Origin of the sequence: Ottowia thiooxydans DSM 14619, from assembly GCF_000422885.1 — a bacterium.
Classification (GTDB): domain Bacteria; phylum Pseudomonadota; class Gammaproteobacteria; order Burkholderiales; family Burkholderiaceae_C; genus Ottowia; species Ottowia thiooxydans.
The window spans coordinates 133520-154269 of sequence record NZ_AUGX01000014.1; the positions used below are offsets into that span (position 1 = coordinate 133520).

The 20750-nt window shown below is 57.9% G+C and carries 16 protein-coding genes; 2 read left to right on the forward strand and 14 right to left on the reverse strand.

Annotated features, from left to right (window positions below; all coding sequences use genetic code 11):
• Nucleotides 1-2: 2 nt before the first annotated feature.
• From G518_RS0113975 to G518_RS35160, 11 genes are all read right to left on the reverse strand, one after another.
• Nucleotides 3-2801, reverse strand: coding sequence for a FimV/HubP family polar landmark protein (locus G518_RS0113975; protein WP_051236651.1), 2799 nt, complete (start codon nt 2799-2801; stop codon nt 3-5).
• Nucleotides 2802-3146: 345 nt separating this feature from the next.
• A complete protein-coding gene (asd, locus tag G518_RS0113985; RefSeq protein WP_156909398.1) occupies nt 3147-4277 on the reverse strand; it encodes an aspartate-semialdehyde dehydrogenase in 1131 nt (376 codons plus the stop codon).
• 330 nt (nt 4278-4607) lie between these two features.
• On the reverse strand, nt 4608-5318 hold the full coding sequence (locus tag G518_RS0113990; RefSeq protein ID WP_028603083.1) for a haloacid dehalogenase type II: 711 nt from the start codon (nt 5316-5318) through the stop codon (nt 4608-4610).
• 27 nt (nt 5319-5345) lie between these two features.
• Complete coding sequence (gene ligD, locus G518_RS0113995) at nt 5346-8048, reverse strand: DNA ligase D (RefSeq protein WP_028603084.1); 2703 nt, start codon at nt 8046-8048, stop codon at nt 5346-5348.
• Nucleotides 7990-8892 (reverse strand): non-homologous end joining protein Ku, encoded by a 903-nt coding sequence (gene ku / locus G518_RS35155; RefSeq protein WP_051236655.1) that lies wholly within the window; start codon nt 8890-8892, stop codon nt 7990-7992. The genes ligD and ku overlap by 59 nt, the downstream gene beginning before the upstream one ends.
• Nucleotides 8893-9088: 196 nt before the next feature.
• Nucleotides 9089-10159 carry a 3-isopropylmalate dehydrogenase gene (gene leuB / locus G518_RS0114005; RefSeq protein ID WP_028603085.1) on the reverse strand — a complete coding sequence of 357 codons (1071 nt, stop codon included), beginning with the start codon at nt 10157-10159 and terminating at the stop codon, nt 9089-9091.
• Nucleotides 10160-10179: 20 nt separating this feature from the next.
• Entirely contained in the window at nt 10180-10884 is a 705-nt protein-coding gene (locus G518_RS0114010) for a hypothetical protein (protein ID WP_156909392.1), read from the reverse strand.
• Nucleotides 10857-11507 (reverse strand): 3-isopropylmalate dehydratase small subunit, encoded by a 651-nt coding sequence (gene leuD / locus G518_RS0114015; protein ID WP_028603087.1) that lies wholly within the window; start codon nt 11505-11507, stop codon nt 10857-10859. The genes G518_RS0114010 and leuD overlap by 28 nt, the downstream gene beginning before the upstream one ends.
• Nucleotides 11508-11694: 187 nt before the next feature.
• Entirely contained in the window at nt 11695-11886 is a 192-nt protein-coding gene (locus G518_RS0114020) for a hypothetical protein (protein ID WP_028603088.1), read from the reverse strand.
• Between the two features lie 71 nt (nt 11887-11957).
• The gene (leuC, locus tag G518_RS0114025; RefSeq protein ID WP_028603089.1) at nt 11958-13412 is read right to left on the reverse strand and encodes a 3-isopropylmalate dehydratase large subunit; all 1455 of its coding nucleotides are present in this window, start codon (nt 13410-13412) and stop codon (nt 11958-11960) included.
• Between the two features lie 29 nt (nt 13413-13441).
• Complete coding sequence (locus G518_RS35160; protein ID WP_036594657.1) at nt 13442-14383, reverse strand: LysR family transcriptional regulator; 942 nt, start codon at nt 14381-14383, stop codon at nt 13442-13444.
• 280 nt (nt 14384-14663) lie between these two features.
• Here G518_RS35160 and G518_RS0114035 point away from each other — a divergent pair, with 280 nt between their 5' ends.
• The gene (locus G518_RS0114035; RefSeq protein WP_084651823.1) at nt 14664-16907 is read left to right on the forward strand and encodes a type I secretion system permease/ATPase; all 2244 of its coding nucleotides are present in this window, start codon (nt 14664-14666) and stop codon (nt 16905-16907) included.
• Nucleotides 16904-18358, forward strand: coding sequence for an HlyD family type I secretion periplasmic adaptor subunit (locus G518_RS0114040; protein ID WP_028603091.1), 1455 nt, complete (start codon nt 16904-16906; stop codon nt 18356-18358). The genes G518_RS0114035 and G518_RS0114040 overlap by 4 nt, the downstream gene beginning before the upstream one ends.
• 57 nt (nt 18359-18415) lie before the next feature.
• On the opposite strand, the gene G518_RS0114045 is transcribed toward G518_RS0114040, so the two are convergent.
• The 3 genes from G518_RS0114045 to G518_RS0114055 all read right to left on the reverse strand — a co-directional run bounded on the left by G518_RS0114045 (nt 18416) and on the right by G518_RS0114055 (nt 20745).
• Nucleotides 18416-19711 (reverse strand): citrate synthase, encoded by a 1296-nt coding sequence (locus G518_RS0114045; protein WP_028603092.1) that lies wholly within the window; start codon nt 19709-19711, stop codon nt 18416-18418.
• A gap of 62 nt (nt 19712-19773) precedes the next feature.
• A complete protein-coding gene (locus G518_RS0114050) occupies nt 19774-20037 on the reverse strand; it encodes an FAD assembly factor SdhE (protein WP_028603093.1) in 264 nt (87 codons plus the stop codon).
• A 3-nt stretch (nt 20038-20040) separates the two neighbouring features.
• Nucleotides 20041-20745 (reverse strand): succinate dehydrogenase iron-sulfur subunit, encoded by a 705-nt coding sequence (locus G518_RS0114055; RefSeq protein WP_028603094.1) that lies wholly within the window; start codon nt 20743-20745, stop codon nt 20041-20043.
• Nucleotides 20746-20750: the final 5 nt, after the last annotated feature.

Consider the following 20750-nt stretch of genomic DNA (forward strand, 5'->3'; position numbering starts at 1 on the left):
GTTCAACTCAGCTCATTCAGAAAGCGCTCTGCGCGTGCCTTGAGTGGCCCGGTGGCTTCAGCCACCACCTCCGTGATGAGACTACGGGCACCTTCTGTATCGCCAATAGCATGGAACTCTTGAGCCAAAGCCATTTTGGTGCTCAGAGGGTTGTCATCGAGATCGTCTGCCGCATCAGGTTGCTCTGTGCTGAGTTCTCCGCCAGAGCGTGAATCCGGATTAACGGAGAGTGCTTCCAGATCGAACTCAATCATGCCGGAGTTTCCGGTATCGATGGAGGGGGACGCGGGCAGCGGTGGCAGGGACGGAGCTGGGGCTGCGCGAACGACCGGTGCCGCAGGCTTGGGCGTTGGTAGATCGAGCTCCATTGGGGCGGAACTCGCAAATACTGCGCCGCCTCCAATATCCAGGTCAAGATCGAAATCCAGTGGAGGGATATCGGCTGCGGACACAACCCGCGGGGCAGGCGCTGGCGCTTTTGGTGCTGCCGCTGCAACTGCCGCGGCCGCTACAGCTGCAGCCACCGGCGCTGGGCTGGCTGCTACTGGAGCTTTTGATGGCTTGATCGTGGGGGCCTTGACGGGAGCACTTTCCAAATCAAGATCCAGGGCGGAGAAGCTGCTGGGCAGGCCATTCTCATCAATCAGCCGTGTTGGCATGGGGCCAGTATCGCTGCTGAAGGGGCGCTTGGGCGCATCTGGTCCATCGTCTGGCCCGAGCAGGCTGGCGTCGACCGAGTAGAGCGGGTTGTCCGCTTCGATCTGCACACCCAGGCCGCGGATGTACGCCCAGTCTGGGCCGGCTCCACCGGAGATTGCGTTGGCTTCTGTGGCTATAGCTTCAAGTGCGCGCGCGTCGCGGCGTTTGAGGTAGATCTCCGCCAGTTTGCGGTGGATGGATAGTCGTGTTGGGTTAACACGCATCGCTTCCTTGAGGATTTCCTCTGCCTGCATGTCGCGGCCATAAGCCAGATACACGTCGGCCTCAGCAACCGGATCCACGTCTCCCGCCGCGTCGATCTGGCTTGGCGAGTAAATCATGGAAGACTGGTTGCCCATGTGCGAGGTGCGGTTACTCGTATCCACACGCCTGCCGCCGCTCGAACCAAAGAAGGAGTCACCTTGTGGGCGGCTTTCAGTGAGCGTGCTGTCGAATTGGCCGTCAACGTCCTTTTTCCGGCGGGAGCGATACAACCCGTATCCGAGCAGCAGAGCCAGAAGGCCACCACCGGCAACGGGAAGCAGCGGATTTTCTGTGAGCGAATCGAGTAGTGATGGCTCTTCTACTGGCATTGGCGCGGGCTTGACCACCGGCCGTGGCTTGGACGCGGGAGCACTTGCAGCTGCAGCAGTAGCCGCTGCTGCGGCAGCAGCTTTGCTGGCCGCGAGAGCGGCTGCCTCAGCGGCAGAGGCTGCGGGGGTGCTTGGGCTGGCTGCCGCGGCAGATGCCGCAGCAATCACAGGTGCTGCAGCAACCGCTGGTGCTGGTGCTGGTGCTGGTGCTGGTGCTGGTGCTGGTGCTGGCGCAGCGCTGGCGGGTTGGGCGGCGCCGGTTGGTAGATTGATCGTGGGCACTGCGGCGGCCGCTCCGGCTGCGGATGCGGTTGGTGCCGTTTTCGGTGCAGGAGGCGTTTTCTGCAGGCGAGATAATTCTGCGATGTTTCGGTTCAACTCAGCAATGCGATCAGCTTGCTCTTGAGCTTGCCGGGTTCGCGCCAAGCCGGTTTCTGCTTGGCTGGTGGGGGCTGAAGCTGCGCTGGCGGCACCTTTTGACAGCGTCAGGCGGTCCGGGCTGGCCGGCGCGGGCGCGCCATCTCGCACGTTTGCGGAGACACGGCCAGAGGCGCTTCTTCCAGCTGCTTCAACCTGTGCGCTGGGCGCGCTTTGGGCCAAACCGGTGCGGAACGCTTGGAAATCACGGCTTTGCGCCACCACTGCACGGCGTGCTTCCGTCCGGGACATGGCCGCGGCCTGCTCCGAACTGGGAAGGTCAATGACTGCGCCAGCCTTCATGTAGTTGACGTTGCCGCGGACGAAGGCCTTGGGGTTGGCGCGCAACATGGCCATCAGCATTTGATCCAGCGAAACGCCTGCAGGCAGGTTGGCTGAAGCGATGCCGTAGGCCGTATCGCCACGGCGAACCGACACTTGCCCATTGCCGCCACTTTGGCTGGCTTCAGCTGCCTTAGCTCTCTGCGCGGCACGCGGGGAGGCCGCTGGGGTGGTCTGTTCCGCTACCGAGGGGCGAGCTACTGGCGCTGGTGGCGGCGCCTGAAGTACTTGTGCGCCGAGGGGCAATTGAGTTTGAGGAGCGGGTAATGGTGCCGCTGGTGCCGGTACACGCCCTGGTGGATCGACGAGCATGGTGTAGTCGCGCACCATGCGGCCGTTCGCCCAGTTGGCCTCGATCACCACTCCGACGAAGGGCTCATTGATGGGGCGTTCGCCCACCAGCCGCAGATACGCTTGCCCGTTGGAGCGCCGCTCCAGCGTGAGGCGAGTACCACTCAATGCCTGTGTGTAATCCACACCAACCGAGCGGAATGCTTGCGGGGATGCAATGCGGGCTTGAAAGGAGGAGGCTTCCTCGGAGGAGATCTGCGGCACTTCGATCTCAGCGCGCAGGGGCTCGCCAAGGGCAGAGCGCACGGTGATGGCACCCAGCGCCAAGGCCTGGGCATCCAGGCATACGCCCATGGTGGCTAGTGCGGCGGCTGAAGCAAGGGTTGCCTTCTTCCAGGATGGGAACCTGTTGCCGGCAATCTCCGATCCCCGTTGAGCAGCGTTGGAAGTTTTCTTCATAGTTCTTTAGACAGGCCGAGCCTACCGCGAGGAGATACGGAAATCGACATTAACATCAACGAATTAGGCTGACAAGCTGAGAACCAGCCTGCGATTGCTTTTTGCTGGCACGAAGTCCAACGTATTCAACCGCCGTTTGGTAAGTGTGCCAATGATATAGCCCAACTGAGCCCACTCCTGAGGCCTGGCGTGATGCTCAAGGGCAGAGTAGTGATCAAACTCACGATGTTGCCGTGGCGCAACGAGAAAAGGCCTCATTTGTCACTCAGAGAAACAACGCAATGCCTGATCCAGGCTACCTCGGGTTTTCCGCGGAAGCGAAAAAACCGAGGCGCGCGGTGAAACTCAAGCGTCCAGCAAGACGCGCAGCATACGCCGCAGTGGCTCTGCAGCACCCCACAGCAACTGATCGCCAATGGTGAAGGCGCCTAGATATTCCGGTCCCATGGCCAGTTTGCGGATGCGGCCCACTGGAATGGTCATGGTTCCTGTAACTGCCACTGGTGTCAGATCAGCTAGAGTGGCTTCCTTGTTGTTGGGAACGACCTTCACCCATTCGTTGTCCGCCGCGATCATGGCTTCGATGTCGGCAAGAGGCACGTCTTTTTTCAGCTTGAAGGTGAGTGCCTGGCTATGGCAGCGCATGGCACCCACGCGCACGCAGAACCCGTCAACAGGGATGGCTGCTGTGTCGAAGCCCTCGCCAAGCCCCATGATCTTGTTGGTTTCAGCCATGCCTTTCCACTCTTCGCGGGAGTAACCGTCACCCAGATCCTTGTCGATCCAGGGAATCAGTGATCCGCCCAGGGGCACAATGAAATTGGCGGTCTCGTCCGGGCTGAGGCTGCGCTGGCGCCCGATCACCTTGCGATCGATTTCCAGAATGGCGCTTTTAGGGTCATCCAGCAGCGGCTTCACTTCAGCGTACAGGGTGCCGTACTGCGTGAGAAGTTCGCGCATGTGCTGGGCGCCACCACCGCTGGCGGCTTGGTAGGTTTGCGTGCTCATCCACTCGACCAGTCCGGCTTTGTAGAGCGCACCCACACCCATGAGCATGCAGCTGACGGTGCAATTGCCGCCAACCCAGTTGTTGCCACCTTTGGCTAACGCATTTTTGATGACAGGCAAGTTTACGGGGTCCAGAACAATCACCGCATCATCATTCATGCGCAATGTGCTGGCGGCATCAATCCAGTGGCCGTTCCAACCTGCGGCACGCAGTTTTGGAAACACCTCCGAGGTGTAGTCTCCACCTTGGCAGGTAATGATGATGTCGCACTTTTTCAGTGCATTGATGTCGTGCGCATCCTTGAGTGTTTTCTCGTTTCGTGCGAGGGCAGGTGCTGCGCCACCGGCGTTGCTGGTGGAGAAGAAGACAGGTTCGATCAAATCGAAGTCTTTTTCGGCCTGCATGCGATCCATCAGGACCGAGCCGACCATGCCGCGCCAGCCGACCAGGCCAACTGTGTTGCCGATTTTCATTTTCTTTCGCGCCTTTCAAACAAAGTTAATCTGTCTGACCTGCCCGGCTCGTCTGGCTCCGGGAGGGTGGGCGCACGACGAACCGGGACTGAGGTCAGCCCTTTTTGGTGATCGTGGTAATGGAAAAGAGACAGGCAATGACAGCGCACGCGTTCGGTGTGGAAACCGAAGCGATGGGATCGAGGCGATCACGCGCGTTCATAGTGGATCAATTTTAGTAGAGCGCGCTGGGTTCACTGAGTGGACAGGACTTAAATCCAGATGGCCCTGAGGGGAATGTCGCGTTGATACGACGGCGTTATTCTGAAATGTAGAAAAAATATTTCATTTCCCCAGTAGCCTAGCGAGATCAAGAAGGTCAGTGGCGTGCAAGGTATTGGCGGGATCGGGTGAAATATCTTTGGGCCGGCGGGCGCCAAATTCCAGCGGCCTTTCAACATACGCGGTTTGCAGGCCGCAAGCGCGGCCAGCGGCCAGGTCGTCCTGATGGGCCGCCACCAGCATGACTTCGGCCGGAGCTAGATCAAATACCTCGGCTGCGCCGCGGTATACGGCTGGGTCAGGCTTATAAGCGCGAAATACTTCAGCCGAGAGTACGCAATCCCAAGGCAGGCCTGCCTGCTTGGCCATATTGGTCAAAAGGCCGATGTTCCCGTTGGAAAGCGTGCAGATGGTGTGACGGCGCTTGAGCTGCGACAAGCCTTCCACCACATCTGGCCAGGGTGCCAAGCGGTGCCAGACGCGGTTAAGTTCGCGTCGTTCCACGTTCGGCATCTCTTGGAGTCCGAACCTGGGGAGGATCTCGTCAAGGATCAAGCGATGCAAATCATCGATTCTTGTCCACCCCAGTTCGCCGGACATGACACGAGCCATCGCGGGGCGATACCCTTCACGCCAAGCCAGCGCAAAAGCGTCGCCGTCAATATCTGGATAGAGGTGCGCCATCTCGGCGACGATGGAGCCATGCCAGTCAACGACCGTGCCAAACACGTCGAAAACAAGAACTCTGGGCGGAATAGCGAGTGTGGCGGCCATAGTGCGTTTGGTGTGGTTTATCTTGCGTTATTCATTATTGGGTATGGCGGCATTCAATTGCCGTGCCGCCGCTCCAATGGATCGGGAGGATGCTGCGTAGGCGTGCCAAGGTTGATTGCCCAAGCGCAGGCGGGCCTGGATGTTGGTGATGTTCCAGTGCGCACCGCTTTCCACGTTTGGCAATTCCTCCCAGCCCACGGGCACCGAGATTCCCATGCCCGGCCTGGCACGAAGAGACCAGGCTGACACGGTGGTGGCGCCACGGCCATTGCGCAGGTAGTCCACATAAATTTTGCCCACGCGGTTCTTGGGGCCGGAAATGGCCACGAAGCGGTCAGGAAGCAACCGCGCCAGGTGCTCGGTGAGTAATTTACTGAAGGCCTTGACTTCGGTCCATCCGTGTAAGCGCTTAATGGGGACCACGACATGTAATCCTTTCCCCCCGCTGGTTTTCAGGAAAGGCACCAGCTTTAGTTCAGTGAGAAGGGTATAGGCCAGTTGCGCGGCTTCCTGCACCGCCAGCCAAGCCACGCCCTCACCGGGATCGAGATCCAGGGTGAAGCGATCAGGGCGTTCGATTTTGTCGCTTGTCGCGTTCCAGGTATGCAGCTCCACCGTATTCATTTGTACGGATCCGAGGAGGGCTGCAGCGTTGTTGATTTCGAGCAGACCTGCATGGCCAGGGTCGAGTTGAGTATCGAGCACAGTCACGCCAGGTAGCTGCCTGCCCTCCATATGCTTTTGGAAAAAAGCGTCTTCATCGATACCCCCGGGAGCTCGAAGTAACGCCACGGGGCGTTGAGCCAAGTGAGGCAGGAGCAAGGGAGCCACGCTAGCGTAGTAACGGGCGAGGTCTAGCTTAGTGACGCCGGTGCTTGGGTCCACCACGCGCTCGGGATGGGTGAGGGTCTGTCCCAGCAGGACCCCAGGGGCCGTGGAAGCCAAAGCAGGCTCAGGTTTTTCTTTCGCTTTCGATGAGGTTTTCGCCTTGCTGCCCACAGGCTTCTTTTCGTTCATGGGATGTCCTGCGGAGCTAAGTCCAGGTAGCAAGATGTCTTCGCGCGCTTTGTCTTCTCGCAAGCCCATATAAACTGGTTGGCGCAATCGCCCTTGGGGCGTCATGCCCGCGTGCGCAATCTGAACGACCAATTGCGGACGAACCCAGTGCACGGCGCCTGCTACGAGGTCTTCCTTGGACATTGGTTTGTGCGTTGTAAGCAGCGGAGATAGCCTTTTCTTGAGTGTTGCCAGCGTCACCGAGTCGAAGCCAGAACCTACGTTGCCTGCATAGCGAAGAGATCCGATCTCGTCATAGGCTGCCAATACCAGAGCACCAATGTCTCCTTGCGCGGCGCGAGCACCCCGTCCGTCAGTGAAGCCCGCTATCAGGAACTCATCGCTTTGGCGCGTTTTTAGTTTGATCCAGTCGTTCGAGCGCCCGCTGAGATAGGCAGCTTTGCGCCGTTTGCCAATAACTCCTTCCATTCCAATTCGGGTGGCGCTGTCCAGAAGGCTCCCCGGATCCGTTTCGAATGACTGCGTCACCCGCAACACGGGGCTCATGGGAGCTTCCTCCATCAGCTTTGTCAGGCAAGTGCGCCGCTGCTCCTGTGGGATTTGACGCAAATCTGCGCCGTTCAGATAGAGCAGGTCGAACAGATACAGAACCAGGTTCTTCGCCTGACGACCATCGAATGCAGTCTGAAGTGCAGCGAAGTCTGGCACGCCTTGCTCATTCAGAACGACGACTTCTCCATCGAACCAAGCAGTCTTGACTGGTACGGAGGCCAGAGCCGCCGCAATCTCTGGCATGCGCGAAGTCCAGTCGATACCATTGCGCGTATAGAGTTTGACTCTTCCTGCGGCCATGCGCGCCAGAAGGCGGTAGCCATCAAACTTCAATTCCCAAAGCCACTCCAGTGAGTCTGCCGGTGGCGCCTGGGCTAATGAGGCCAGTTGCGGCGCCATGGTTTCAGGCTGAGGGGCTTTCAGAGCGTGGAGACCGCCCACCTCTCGCTCCGGTGGGATCGCAACACTCTTTAATCTCTTCGCTTTTGCGGGCGCCAAGGCAGGTGCAGGGCCCACAGAGTCGGGTAGGGCGTGTGTCACGCTGAACTCTGCGGCTGGACGTGCCTCATCGTCTTTTTCTTTGATAAGCAGCCAGTTCGTTTTGGCGGTGTCGTCTTCGCCCTTAAGGCGTATTAGCGCCCAATTGCCGTTTAGCTTGACGCCAGTCAGTTTGAACTTGAAGTTTCCTGCGGCCAATCCATGAGCTGGATCGTGTCCCGAAAGAGGCGACCAAGTACCCCTATCCCAAATGATCACGCGACCACCGCCATATTGATCCGTGGGAATTTGCCCTTCGAATTGGTTGTATTCGACTGGGTGGTCTTCAACCTGAACCGCTAGCCGTTTGTCCTGCGGATCCAGGCTGGGCCCCTTAGGGACAGCCCAGCTTTTCATGGTGCCACCTATCTCCAGCCGAAAATCGTAGTGGAGTTTGCTGGCCCAATGTTTCTGAATCACGAATCTATTCAGACCAGCGAGCTCGCCTGCTTCGGAAACCCCACCAGAAGGCTCCGGGGTAAGGGAGAAATTGCGTCGGGCACGGTAGTCCTGCAACGCTTGTGGTTGCTGCTTGCGGGAACGCGTGTTTGACGCGCCTGCCACTTCAGGCGCGCTTGCGGGTGCGCGCTTTGCTGTCGCCCGGGGTGGCCGTTTTGTTGCCATCGCGATCTCCCGCGCCCTGCAGGCTGCGCTTGAGAAGTTCTGTCAAATCGATAATTTCTGCGCTGCCCTTGGTGTTCGAGCTGGACTCGATTTTCTCGATGCTCTGCACCTCACCGGCTTCGGCCTTTTGGTGGACCAAGCGCATGATTTCGTCCTTGAACGAATCACGGAACGCATCAGCGTTCCAAGGTGCAGACATTTCCTCAATCAGTTTTTCCGCCATTTTCAATTCGGCCTCTTTGAGGCCAGCAGCCTTCACACCTGCAGGAGGTAGTTTGAGATCCTGCCAAGAGCGGATCTCTGACCCCCAGCGAAGCAGGTTGAGCACCAGCGCCTGTCCTGATGGGACCAATACCGCCAAATGTTGCTTGGACGAGATCACTACTCGCGCCACGCCCACTCGCCCGGCCTTCAGAAGCGCTTCGCGCAAAAGCGCATATACCTTTTCCCCACGAGCAAGTGGCGCAAGGTAGTAGGGTCGTTCGAGATAGATAAAGGGGATCTCGGAAGCCTCAATGAACGATTCAATTTCTATCGTCTGCGTAGTCTTGGGAAATGCTGCCTTGATCTCAGCAGGGGTGAGCACCACGTAGTGCCCATCTTCAATTTCCACGCCTTTGACGATATCTGCCGCAGCAATCTCCTTGCCGGTCTTTTTATTGACGCGTTTGTAGCCCACAGGCTCCATGGTGCGGCGATCCAGCCAATCGAAGTCCACCCCAGAACTGGCGGTGGCGGTGTAGAGCGCCACAGGAATATGCACCAAGCCGAAGCTGATAGCACCTTTCCAGAGCACCCTGGCTGTGGCTCTGGGCGTTGATTCTTCGGGGGTGTCGTCAGCCATGACAGCTCCTCGCTTGGTTAGTTAAGTTCTCTAAACTCCAGCATAGGTGCTACTGAACTTAAGTGCTGTAGGACTGCATCCGCCGTTTGCTGCCTACATTCACCAAATTCAAAGGCCGTCTGGATCGCGTGTGCGTTCCAGACGGCCTTTAAAGGGGAGGGTAGTGCCGTAAGAAGTTCTCACGGCCCTTAGGCCATCATCCCAGTGCCTTGACGACTGCCTCACCCATCTCGCGGGTACCGACTTTGGTCGTGCCTTCGCTATAGATATCAGGCGTGCGCAACCCCTGCGCCAACACCTTCTTAACCGCACCTTCGATGCGGTCCGCCGCCTCGGGCTTATTGAGCGAGAAACGCAGCATCATGGCCGCGCTGAGGATAGTCGCCAACGGATTGGCCACACCTTTTCCTGCAATGTCAGGAGCGCTGCCATGGCTGGGTTCGTAGAGACCTTGCTTCTTATCGTTCAGGCTCGCCGAGGGCAGCATGCCAATAGAGCCGGTCAACATCGAAGCCTCATCGCTCAGGATATCGCCAAACATATTGCCCGTGACCACAACGTCAAAGCGCTTCGGCTCTTTGACAAGCTGCATGGCCGCGTTGTCCACATACATGTGATCCAGCGCCACGTCGGGGTACTCTTTATGGACATCCGTGACCACGTCTTTCCACAGCTGGAAGGTTTCCAGAACGTTGGCTTTATCAACGCTGGTCAAACGCTTGCTGCGCTTACGCGCGGCCTCAAAGGCAACGCGGGCGATGCGTTCGATTTCAGGGCGCGAGTAGCGCATGGTGTCAAAGGCTTCTTCGGCACCAGGGAAGTGACCATCGGGCGCGATGCGGCGGCCGCGCGGCTGGCCGAAGTAAATGTCACCGGTCAGTTCGCGGATGATCAGGATGTCCAGGCCAGCCACCAGCTCTGGCTTCAGGCTGCTGGCGTGCGTGAGCTCTTCATAGCAGATCGCAGGGCGGAAATTGGCAAAAAGGCCCAGATGCTTGCGCAAGCCCAAAATGGCCTGTTCTGGCCGCAGCGGACGATCGAGCGTGTCGTATTTCCAATCGCCCACTGCGCCGAACAAGATGGCGTCAGCTTGCTGGGCTAGCTTGAGCGTGCTCTCTGGCAAGGGATGGCCGTGCGCATCGTAAGCGGCGCCGCCCACGGGCGCCTCTTCCATTTCGAATTTCAGATCGAGCGAATTGAGGACTTTGACTGCCTCTGCAACGATTTCTGTGCCAATGCCGTCACCGGGAAGAACTGCGATTTTCATGATTCTTTCTTGTTAAAAAATTAGAAGCCAAGTTGACGTTTGACTTCCATGTAGATGCGATCTTCGGGAGTTGTCTCCCATGTGTTCACTTTGCCGAGGCAGGAAACATTGAGGTTAAAGTAGGACGCCGCCCACGCGACCACTATCGGCTGCCCAGCCGAGTTTCCGAGCATCTGTACGCCAAGCACTAGCGTCTCCTCAGAGTGCCAGGTTGCAATCCAATCGGCGCGCTTATTCACGGATTCCTGAAAAGCCACCGTGCCGGGGGCAACTAACTGACCTAAGGGGGGGCCGCCACTGATTTGCTCAGTCAATTTCTGGCTTATACGGCTATGCTTTTCGGTCGCCAGGTCGGGGTAACCGACAACTTCCCTATGGCAACGAACTATGCTAACGCCAAGGCTACGCAACAAAGCTTTGTGAACAGCGGGGTGCTCCATAATTTTTTTTGCGGACTCTAAGCGCGTATTCCATGTTGGATCGTTTTTATTGCGCTCTTCGCTCCTTTCCTCCGACGCATCACGCTGTGATTTAGCAAGTGCTTTTGCTTGGTCAGCCATGGCACGAGCAGCTGCTAAGGCTTGAGAGGATTCAGACGGTTGCGCGTGAGCGGTATAGACCGCTCCTACTAGCCCCAAAATCACGATGCTGCTGCGAGCTAAAAAGCTTATCAACATTGAAGCTCGGATTGCCAGGATTAAGAAACGTGCGTGTGCGATATCCAAGGTTTCTCAGCGAGCCGCTGGGCTTCGAATGTTTTGATTTTGTCTGCTTGGCGCAGCGTGAGGCCTATGTCGTCCAGACCATTCAGCAAGCAATACTTGCGGAAAGGCTGTACATCAAAGGCGATCTCGCTTCCGTCAGGTTTCAGCACCACCTGGCGCTCCAGGTCGATGGTGAGTTCATAGCCTGGGAAGGCCTTGAGTTCATCGAACAGGCTTGCGACGGTAGCTTCGGGCAGCACAATGGGCAGCACGCCGTTTTTGAAGCAGTTGTTGAAGAAAATATCAGCGAAGCTAGGCGCGATGACGCTGCGAAAGCCGTACTGCTCCAACGCCCAGGGCGCATGCTCGCGGCTTGAACCGCAGCCGAAGTTCTTACGTGCCAGAAGAACGCTCGCACCTTGGTAGCGCGGCTGATTCAGCACGAAGTCGGGGTTGGGTTTGCGCTTGCTTGGATCTTGGCCGGGCTCGCCTTTGTCCAGGTAACGCCATTCGTCGAAAAGATTGGGGCCGAAGCCGGTTTTCTTGATCGACTTGAGAAACTGCTTTGGAATGATGGCGTCTGTATCGACGTTCTCGCGGTCCATCGGGGCGACCAAGCCTTTGTGTACGGTGAATTTATCCACGGTGGCAATAAGTTAAGTAGTTAAAACAGGTGTTTTGAGCACGCTCTTGGAGGTCGACAGTCAGGTAGCCGCTTGAACAAGACGCGTTTTCCCGCCAGCTCCCCGTTTTTTCTTCAGCTGAGGAGGGCTGAAGATATGAATTCGGGGCGCGGACGATAGGTCGCGCAATCAAGATGCTGCGGAACGCTTACTTGCCAACGCCTTTTACTTTTTCCCCAGCGGTGTTCAGGCCTTCCCCGGCTTTGTCCAGACCGGTGCCGACTGCGTGGGTCACGGTGCTGCCCACTTCTTTGGCGTCTTGCTTGGCGGCGCTCCACGTATTGCAACCAGCCAGAGCAGCAGCGGCCACGATGAGGGTCAGGGCGAGTGTTTGTTTCATGAGAGATTCCTTTCGGTTGTTTCAGTAAGTAAGTAAGGATGACAAGCTTATCAACTACAAAGCTTTACTGCTCAGGAGAAACGGCGGATATCGACAAAATGACCATGCACTGCTGCAGCGGCTGCCATGGCAGGACTGACCAAATGTGTACGGCCTCCGGCGCCTTGACGGCCTTCGAAGTTGCGGTTGCTGGTGCTGGCACAGCGCTCGCCCGGTTCCAGGCGGTCGGCGTTCATAGCCAGGCACATGCTGCAGCCAGGTTCACGCCACTCGAAACCCGCAGCGGTGAAAATTTTGTCCAAGCCTTCAGCTTCTGCCTGTGCCTTCACCAACCCGGAACCTGGCACCACGAGGGCCAGTTTGACGTTGCGAGCCACCTTTTGGCCAAGCTTCTTGACGACTGCGGCCGCTTCGCGCATGTCTTCAATCCGGCTGTTGGTGCATGAGCCGATAAAGACCTTATCGATATGGATGTCTTCCATCGCTTTATTGGGCTCCAGGCCCATATAGACAAGGGCACGCTCGATGGCGCCACGCTTGTTGGAATCCTTTTCCTTGTCTGGATCAGGGACGCGGGCATCAACACCCAGCACCATTTCAGGGCTGGTACCCCAGGTGACCTGCGGCACGATACCGGACCCGTCAAGCTCAACTACCGTATCGAACTGCGCGCCAGCATCAGAGTGCAAGGTTTTCCAGTATGCGGCGGCCTGGTCCCACTCAGGGCCCCCAACGAATTTGCCGGATACCGGGTCCGTGCCTGGTGACAACAAGCGGCCTTTGACATACTCGATGGTCTTCTCATCTACGGCCACCATCCCGGCGCGCGCGCCGGCTTCAATCGCCATATTGCACAAGGTCATGCGACCTTCCATGCTCAAGGCACGAATGGCACTGCCGCCGAACTCAATGGTGTAGCCGGTTCCGCCCGCTGTACCAATCTTGCCGATGATGGCCAGCGCAATGTCCTTGGCGGTGATGCCCGGGCGCAATTGCCCTTCGACCTTGATCAGCATGTTCTTGGCTTTTTTGGCCAAAAGCGTTTGCGTGGCCAGCACGTGCTCGACCTCGCTCGTGCCAATGCCGTGTGCAAGCGCGCCAAAGGCGCCGTGCGTGCTGGTGTGGCTATCGCCGCAAACCACGGTCATGCCGGGCAAAGTGGCGCCGCTTTCAGGGCCAATGACATGCACGATGCCTTGGCGCTGGTGCAGGAACGGGAAAAATGCCGCCGCACCGAAGGCCTTGATGTTGGAATCCAGCGTGGTGATCTGCTCTTTGCTGATCGGGTCTTCAATACCGTCGTAGCCTCGCTCCCAGCCCGTGGTGGGGGTGTTGTGGTCAGCGGTGGCAACGACCGAGCTCACTCGCCAGACCTTGCGACCGGCTTGGCGCAGGCCTTCATAGGCTTGAGGGCTGGTGACCTCATGCACCAGGTGGCGGTCAATGTAGAGAATGGCGGTGCCATCTTCTTCGGTATGGACGACATGTTCGTCCCAGAGTTTGTCGTAGAGGGTGCGGGCAGTCATATGGATGGTCTCTCGTGGGGATTCAAATTCTATGCGGCGACGGCAAGCTCCGAGGAGGCCTCCGTCAGGTGATCTACCAAGGCTCGTGCAGTCACGGGCAGGCTGTCGAAGTCGCGGGCTACCAAACTGATCTGGCGCGCGGCCCAGTCATTGGTGAGTGGCACACCGCGGAGATCGCCAACGCCGTGCATCAATCCAAAAGCCCTCTCGGGCATCACACCCACGCCCAGTCCGTTGTCGATCATGCGGCACATGGCGTCCAGGCTCGTGATACGGATACGCAGCCGTATGGAGCGGCCAGCATCTCCGGCGGCATGGTGCATGGCCAGGTAGAGGGATGAATTGGCGTGCAGGCCAACGTGGTCGAAGTCCAGCGTTTCCATGAAATCGATGGTTTCTCTTTCAGCCAGCGGGTGGCCGCTGGGCACGATCAGAGAAAGATGGTCTTCACGGTAAGGGCGTGCCTGCAAGGCACCGCCGTGGCTGAGTGCGCTGGCATTGCAGATGCCGAGATCAGCGGCGCCTTCTTGTACGGCACGGACCACCTCGCTGGAGAGGTGTTCTTCAAGATCAATCTTGACCTGCGGATGCCGGCGAGAAAACGCGCCTAAGTCTTCAGGCAGGAATTGAACGATGGCAGAAATACTGGCGTGCATGCGCACATGGCCGCGCACGCCATCGGCATATTCCGAAAGCTCTCCCTGCATTTTTTCCAAGCTGAACAACACGCTGCGTGCGTGGTGGAGCAGGTTTTCACCAGCAGGGGTGAGATCAACGCCACGAGTGTGGCGGTAGAGCAAGCTGGTGCCGAGGGCTTCTTCCAGATCTGCCAGGCGCTTGCTGATGGCCGATGCCGCGATGAACTCGCGCTCAGCTGTGCGCCCAATGCTACCCAGCTCGCACACAGCTACGAAAAGCTGAAGCGAGGTGAGATCAATCCGGCGGACGAAGCTGCGCTCTGTGGGTTTCATTTCTTATAGTCTTCTCGTCTGGAGATGACTTGTCGCTATTTTCCCATGTGATGGAGCTGTTCGCCATCTCCGTTGGAGATGGTCGTGCTGGCGACCTTAGCTTTCGCCGTTCTTCATCGGCACGTTTTTGCCGTTGCCTTTGGTGCTAATTGTCAGATACGTTGCGCTTCAAAATTAGTTCTATATGTCTTATCTGCATCAAGATTAGGTATAGTTCGACTCAATAAAGTACTACTTTAATGTTCAAAATTACTTGAATAACGGATAGGGGCACATGAATATGCAGCTGGGCGAGCAGGGGGATGGTCGAGGCAGTCTGAACGATGAGGTTAGCCGCGCAGTGCCCTCCAAAGCCACTCGGAGTCTGCTGGCACTGTGCGCATTGGCTCGCCTGCACCATACGGCGGCCGATCCCGCCACACTGGCGCATCAAATGGGACTGCGCCCGAGCGAGGCCGCAGGGACGGATGACTTGCTCAGGGCCGCCAAGCACCTGGGCCTCAGGGCAAGCTTGTCCCGCTCCAGCGTGGAGCGACTCCCGTTGTGCCCTTTGCCTGCATTGGCGTTGGTGCGCTCGGAAGGAAGTGGTACGCGTGCGGTAGTCCTGGCGCTATGTGATGCGCAGCGGGTGTTGGTCCAGGACCCGGTTGCAACCGGCGCCGCTAGCCGCCCCGTGGTCGAGTCTTTGGCGGCCTTTGCGCAAAACTGGACTGGCGAGCTTATTTTGCTCACCAGCCGAGCCAGTTTGACTGGCGAACTGGCCAAGTTCGACTTTTCCTGGTTCGTTCCCAGCCTTGTCAAGTACCGCAAACTCTTGGGCGAAGTGCTGTTCATCTCGCTCATGCTTCAGCTTTTCGCATTGGTCAGCCCGCTGTTTTTCCAATTGGTCATGGACAAGGTGCTTGTGCACCGAGGTGTCACCACCCTGGACGTTCTTGTGATTGGCCTGGTGGTCATCGTGGTGTTCGAAAGTGTGCTGAACGCGCTGCGCACCTACGTTTTCAGCCACACCACCAACCGTATTGATGTCGAACTAGGCGCCCGGCTGTTTCGTCACCTCATGCGTTTGCCCTTGGCCTATTTTCAGGCCCGGCGGGTAGGTGATTCGGTGGCTCGGGTGCGAGAACTCGAAAGCATTCGGAGCTTTCTCACAGGCAATGCCTTAACCGTGGTGCTGGATGTGCTGTTCTCGGTGATCTTTGTGGCGGTGATGCTTTTTTACAGCGTGCCGCTTACCCTCATCGTGCTGGTCAGCCTTCCTCTTTACTTCGGCTTGAGCCTTTTGGTGGTGCCCGTCTTGCGCCGCCGTCTGGATCAAAAGTTTGCGCGGAGCGCGGAGAACCAGGCCATGTTGGTCGAAACCATCACAGGCATCCAGACGGTGAAAGCCAGTGCACTGGAGCCCAGCTTCGCCCGCCGTTGGGACAGCCAGCTTGCCGCCTATGTCAGCGCGAGCTTCCATGCGCAGAACGTCGCCAGTTGGGCGAATGAAGGCGTCAACCTCATTGGCAAGCTGGTCAACGCGGCCACTCTTTGGTACGGCGCGCATCTGGTCATGGCAGGGCAACTCACGGTGGGGCAATTCATTGCCTTCAATATGTTTGCTCAGCGGGTGGCCCAGCCCATCATGCGCATGGCGCAGCTTTGGACAGACTTCCAGCAAACCGGAATCTCCATGGCGCGGCTGGGCGACATACTCAATACTCGAACCGAAGCGCCTCCCAGTAGTGCGGCTCAATTGCCAACCATCAAGGGGCGCATCACCCTGGATGGGGTGCACTTCCGTTACAGGCCGGAAGCCAATCCGGTTTTACGCGGCGTGGGCCTCGACGTGCGCCCAGGAGAAGTCATTGGCATCGTGGGCCGTTCCGGTTCTGGCAAAAGCACCTTAACCAAGCTGGTGCAGCGCCTGTATACCCCGGAGCAAGGCCGGATTCTGGTGGATGGCATCGACATCGGGCTTATAGATGCCGCACAGTTGCGAAAGCAGGTGGGCGTGGTGCTGCAGGAAAACCTGCTGTTCAACCGCAGCGTGCGCGAAAACATTGCTATCACTGACCCCGCCGCGCCTCTGGAGGCCGTGATGAATGTGGCCCGCATGGCCGGTGCGCATGATTTCATCAGCGAGTTGCCGGAGGGCTATGACACCCTCGTCGGGGAGCAGGGCGGCAACCTTTCAGGTGGTCAACGCCAGCGTGTGGCCATTGCGCGTGCTTTGTTCACCAATCCCCGCATCCTCATTCTGGACGAAGCCACCAGCGCCCTCGATTACGAAAGCGAAGCCATCATCCAGCACAACATGGCCGCTATCTGCCGTGGCCGCACCGTACTCATCATTGCCCACCGTTTGAGCGCCGTTCGCCACGCCCACCGGATCATCGTGATGGACAAGGGCCGCATCGTGGAAGCGGGCCCGCATGAAAGCCTGATCCAGCAACCGCAGGGCTTGTATGCCCACCTGTGGCGCATGCAAGGAGGGCAAGCGGGTATGCCTGAGCCGAGCAAGGCGGAGATCTTGGTATGAGTGCGAACATCCCAGAATCCCCGTTGCGCCATCCGGTGATAGAGCTGCTGGCTCGGTACGGTGCCGTTTTCAAGGGTGCGTGGGTCAACCGTTCCGAACTGGCTGGACCTAAGCGCCTGGCGGATGAAATCGCTTTTCTACCTGCAGCGCTGAGCCTGCAGGAAACCCCGGTCCACCCGGCGTCGCGCCGCTTGGCGTGGATCATCATGGTGCTTTTCTTGGCGGCGCTGGTGTGGGCGCTTCTGGGTTCCATAGATATCGTGGCCGTGGCGCCAGGTCGAATCATCGTGAACGACCGCACCAAGGTCGTACAGCCTCTGGAGCGCAGCGTAGTGCGGCGCATCCTGGTCAAAGATGGCGATCAGGTCAGGGCAGGGCAGCCCTTGGTGGAACTTGATCCCACCACAGCTCAGGCCGATAAATCCAGCCTGGTCGAAAGTGGCAGGGCTGCTCAATCGGAGTGGCTGCGCGCGCGTGCGCTGCTTAGTTTGCTTTCAGACCCTTCCAGCCTTAGAGCGGCGTTGGAGAACCAAGACATCCCCGAGGGTTGGAGCGCCTCCACTCGGCTCGAAGCGAATGCACAACTCGTCACCGAGTGGAACGACATCACCGCCCGCTTGGGGCGCCTGGCGGCGGAATATCAACGCCGCGAAGCAGAGCAATCCACCGTGCATGCCATGCTCGCCAAGATTGAAGCCACGCTCCCCATTGCTCGCCAACGAGAGCAAGATTTCCAGGCTCTAGCTGCCCAGGGCTTCATGTCCGGCCATGCCAACCAGGACCGGATGCGGGAGCGAATCGAGTTGGAGCGAGATCTTTTTACCCAACAGGCCCGCTGGCGCGAAGCGCAGGCAGCGTTGCACGAGGCAGGGCAAACACGCACAGCCTATCTCGCCGAGACCAGAAGAGCGTTGAAAGATCGCCAGGTACAGGCAGACCTCAAGCGCCATCAAACCGCGCAGGAATTAACCAAGGCGACGCAGCGCGAGCAACTAGCCACGCTCACAGCGCCTGTAGCCGGCACCGTGCAGCAACTGGCGATGCACACTGAAGGCGGAGTGGTCACGGAAGCTCAAGCCTTGCTTGTGATCGTTCCAGAGAGTGCAGAAGTGAGCGCCGAAGTCACGCTGGAAAACAAGGACATCGGTTTCGTTTATCCAGGTCAGGAAGTCACGCTCAAGCTGGAGACCTTTCCGTTTACACGCTATGGAACCGTGAATGCCATTGTCGACAAGTTGACGCAGGACGCGGTGATGGATGAAAAAGGGGGAGCCATGTTCCCTGCGGTGTTAAAGCTAAAGCAACGCCACATCGATGTAGATGGTCGATCCGTCAAGCTCGCGCCCGGAATGAATGTCACAGCCGAAATTAAGACAGGAAAGCGAAGAGTGATCGAATACTTGTTAAGTCCTATCCAGCGGGCTGGGGATGAAAGTCTCAGAGAGCGGTAGTAAAAAAGCCCCCCAACGCGGCTGCGTTGGGGGGCTTTCAACTGGCTTGGCAGTGATTTATGCGATGTCGCGGCGCACGGGGCCGGTGTAGAGCTGACGTGGGCGACCGATTTTGTAATCAGCATCACCAATCATCTCGTTAAGCTGGGCGATCCAGCCTACGGTGCGGGCGAGGGCGAAGATACCGGTGAACAGCTTCACTGGAATGCCGATGGCGCGCTGAACGATGCCGGAATAGAAGTCAACGTTCGGGTAGAGCTTGCGCTGCACGAAGTAGTCGTCTTCCAGGGCAATTTTCTCCAAGGCTTTAGCCAAGGCGAACAGCGGGTCGTTTTCCAGGCCCAGTTCAGCCAGAACCTCATCGCAGGTTTCTTGCATGAGCTTGGCGCGTGGATCGTAGTTTTTGTAGACGCGGTGCCCGAAGCCCATCAGTTTGACGTTCGAGTTCTTGTCTTTGACCTTGGCTACGAATTCGCCGACTTTGGCTACGCCACCCATTTTCTGGATGTCTTCCAGCATGGTCAGTGCGGCTTCGTTGGCGCCACCGTGAGCAGGGCCCCACAGGCAGGCCACACCTGCGGCAATGGCTGCGAAGGGGTTGGTTCCGGAGCTGCCGCACAAGCGAACAGTAGAAGTGGAGGCATTCTGCTCGTGATCAGCGTGCAAGATGAAAATGCGATCAAGCGCTTTTTCCAGCACTGGGCTGACCTTGTACTCTTCGCAAGGTGTGCCGAACATCATGCGCAGGAAGTTGCCTGCGTATGACAGATCGTTCTGCGGGTACATGAATGGCTGTCCAACGCCGTACTTATAGGCCATGGCCACCAGAGTCGGCATTTTGGCGATCAGGCGGATAGCCGCGATATCGCGATGCTCGGGGTTGTGGATGTCGGTGCTGTCGTGATAGAAGGCGGACATACCACCCACCAAACCGGTCAATACGGCCATGGGGTGAGCATCACGACGGAAACCACGCAGGAAGAATTGCATCTGCTCATGAACCATGGTGTGGTTCATCACGAGCTTGTGGAAATCATCACGCTCAGTGGTGTTGGGCAATTCGCCTTTGAGCAGCAGATGACAGGTGTCGAGGTAGTCGCACTTTTCAGCCAGCTGTTCAATCGGGTAGCCGCGGTAGAGCAACTCGCCCTTGTCGCCATCGATGTAGGTAATGGCCGACTCGCAGGCCGCTGTGGACATGAACCCAGGGTCGTACGTGAACATGCCGGTCTGAGCGTAGAGCTTACGGATGTCAATGACATCTGGCCCAATAGTGCCCTCGTAGATTGGCAGTTCGACTCCGTGGCTGCCGTTCGAGAACGACAGGGTGGCTTTGTTGTCGGCAATTTTCATCGATTAATTCCTGATGAGTTGGCGGTTGAAATCAGTTGGAATGGCTGCGAATACCGGTTCGTTCAGTGGCGCATGGCTTGCAATACTTCGCGCACTTCCGGTGTGTCCAGGTCATCTTTGGGTTCGGTCCGCCGCAGAAGCAGATCAAGCAAATCGTTGTCAGCAAGATCCATCAGCTGCGTTAAACCGTGCGCCTGTGATTGAGTGACGCACGACTCATGGCTGGCGAAGAACTTCTCTATGAATAGATCATTCTCCAGCAAGCCACGCCGGCAGCGCCAGCGTAACTTGCTCAGAGCACGTTCATCAATGCAGTCGGTACTCATTTCTTAGGCAGCGCGACGAACCATCAATTCCTTGATCTTCCCAATGGCTTTGGTTGGATTCAAGCCTTTGGGGCATACATCGACACAGTTCATGATCGAAGTGCAGCGGAACAGACGATAGGGGTCGTCCAGGTTGTCGAGACGTTCACCGGTGGCTTGGTCACGGCTGTCGGCGATGAACCGGTAAGCCTGCAGCAGACCGGCTGGGCCTACGAATTTGTCAGGGTTCCACCAGAAGCTAGGGCACGAAGTGGAGCAGCTGGCGCACAGAATGCACTCGTAAAGGCCGTTCAGCTCTTCACGCTCTTCAGGCGACTGCAAGCGCTCTTTTTCGGGCGGGATCGCCTCGTTGATGAGGTAAGGCTTGATCGAATCGTACTGTTTGAAGAACAGCGTCATGTCGACGATCAGATCCCGCACCACAGGCAGGCCGGGCAGGGGCTTGAGCACGATCGTGCCTTTGAGCGTGCGCATATTGGTCAGGCACGCCAAGCCATTCTTGCCGTTGATGTTCATGGCATCCGAGCCACAAACACCCTCACGGCAGGAGCGGCGGAACGACAGGGTAGGGTCCTGTTCTTTCAGCTTGACCAGTGCGTCAAGCAACATGCGCTCATGGCCTTCGAGTTCGATCTCGATGGTTTGCATGTAGGGCTTGGTATCTTTATCGGGATCGTACCGGTAGATCTTGAATGTGCGTTTTTCCATCGTCT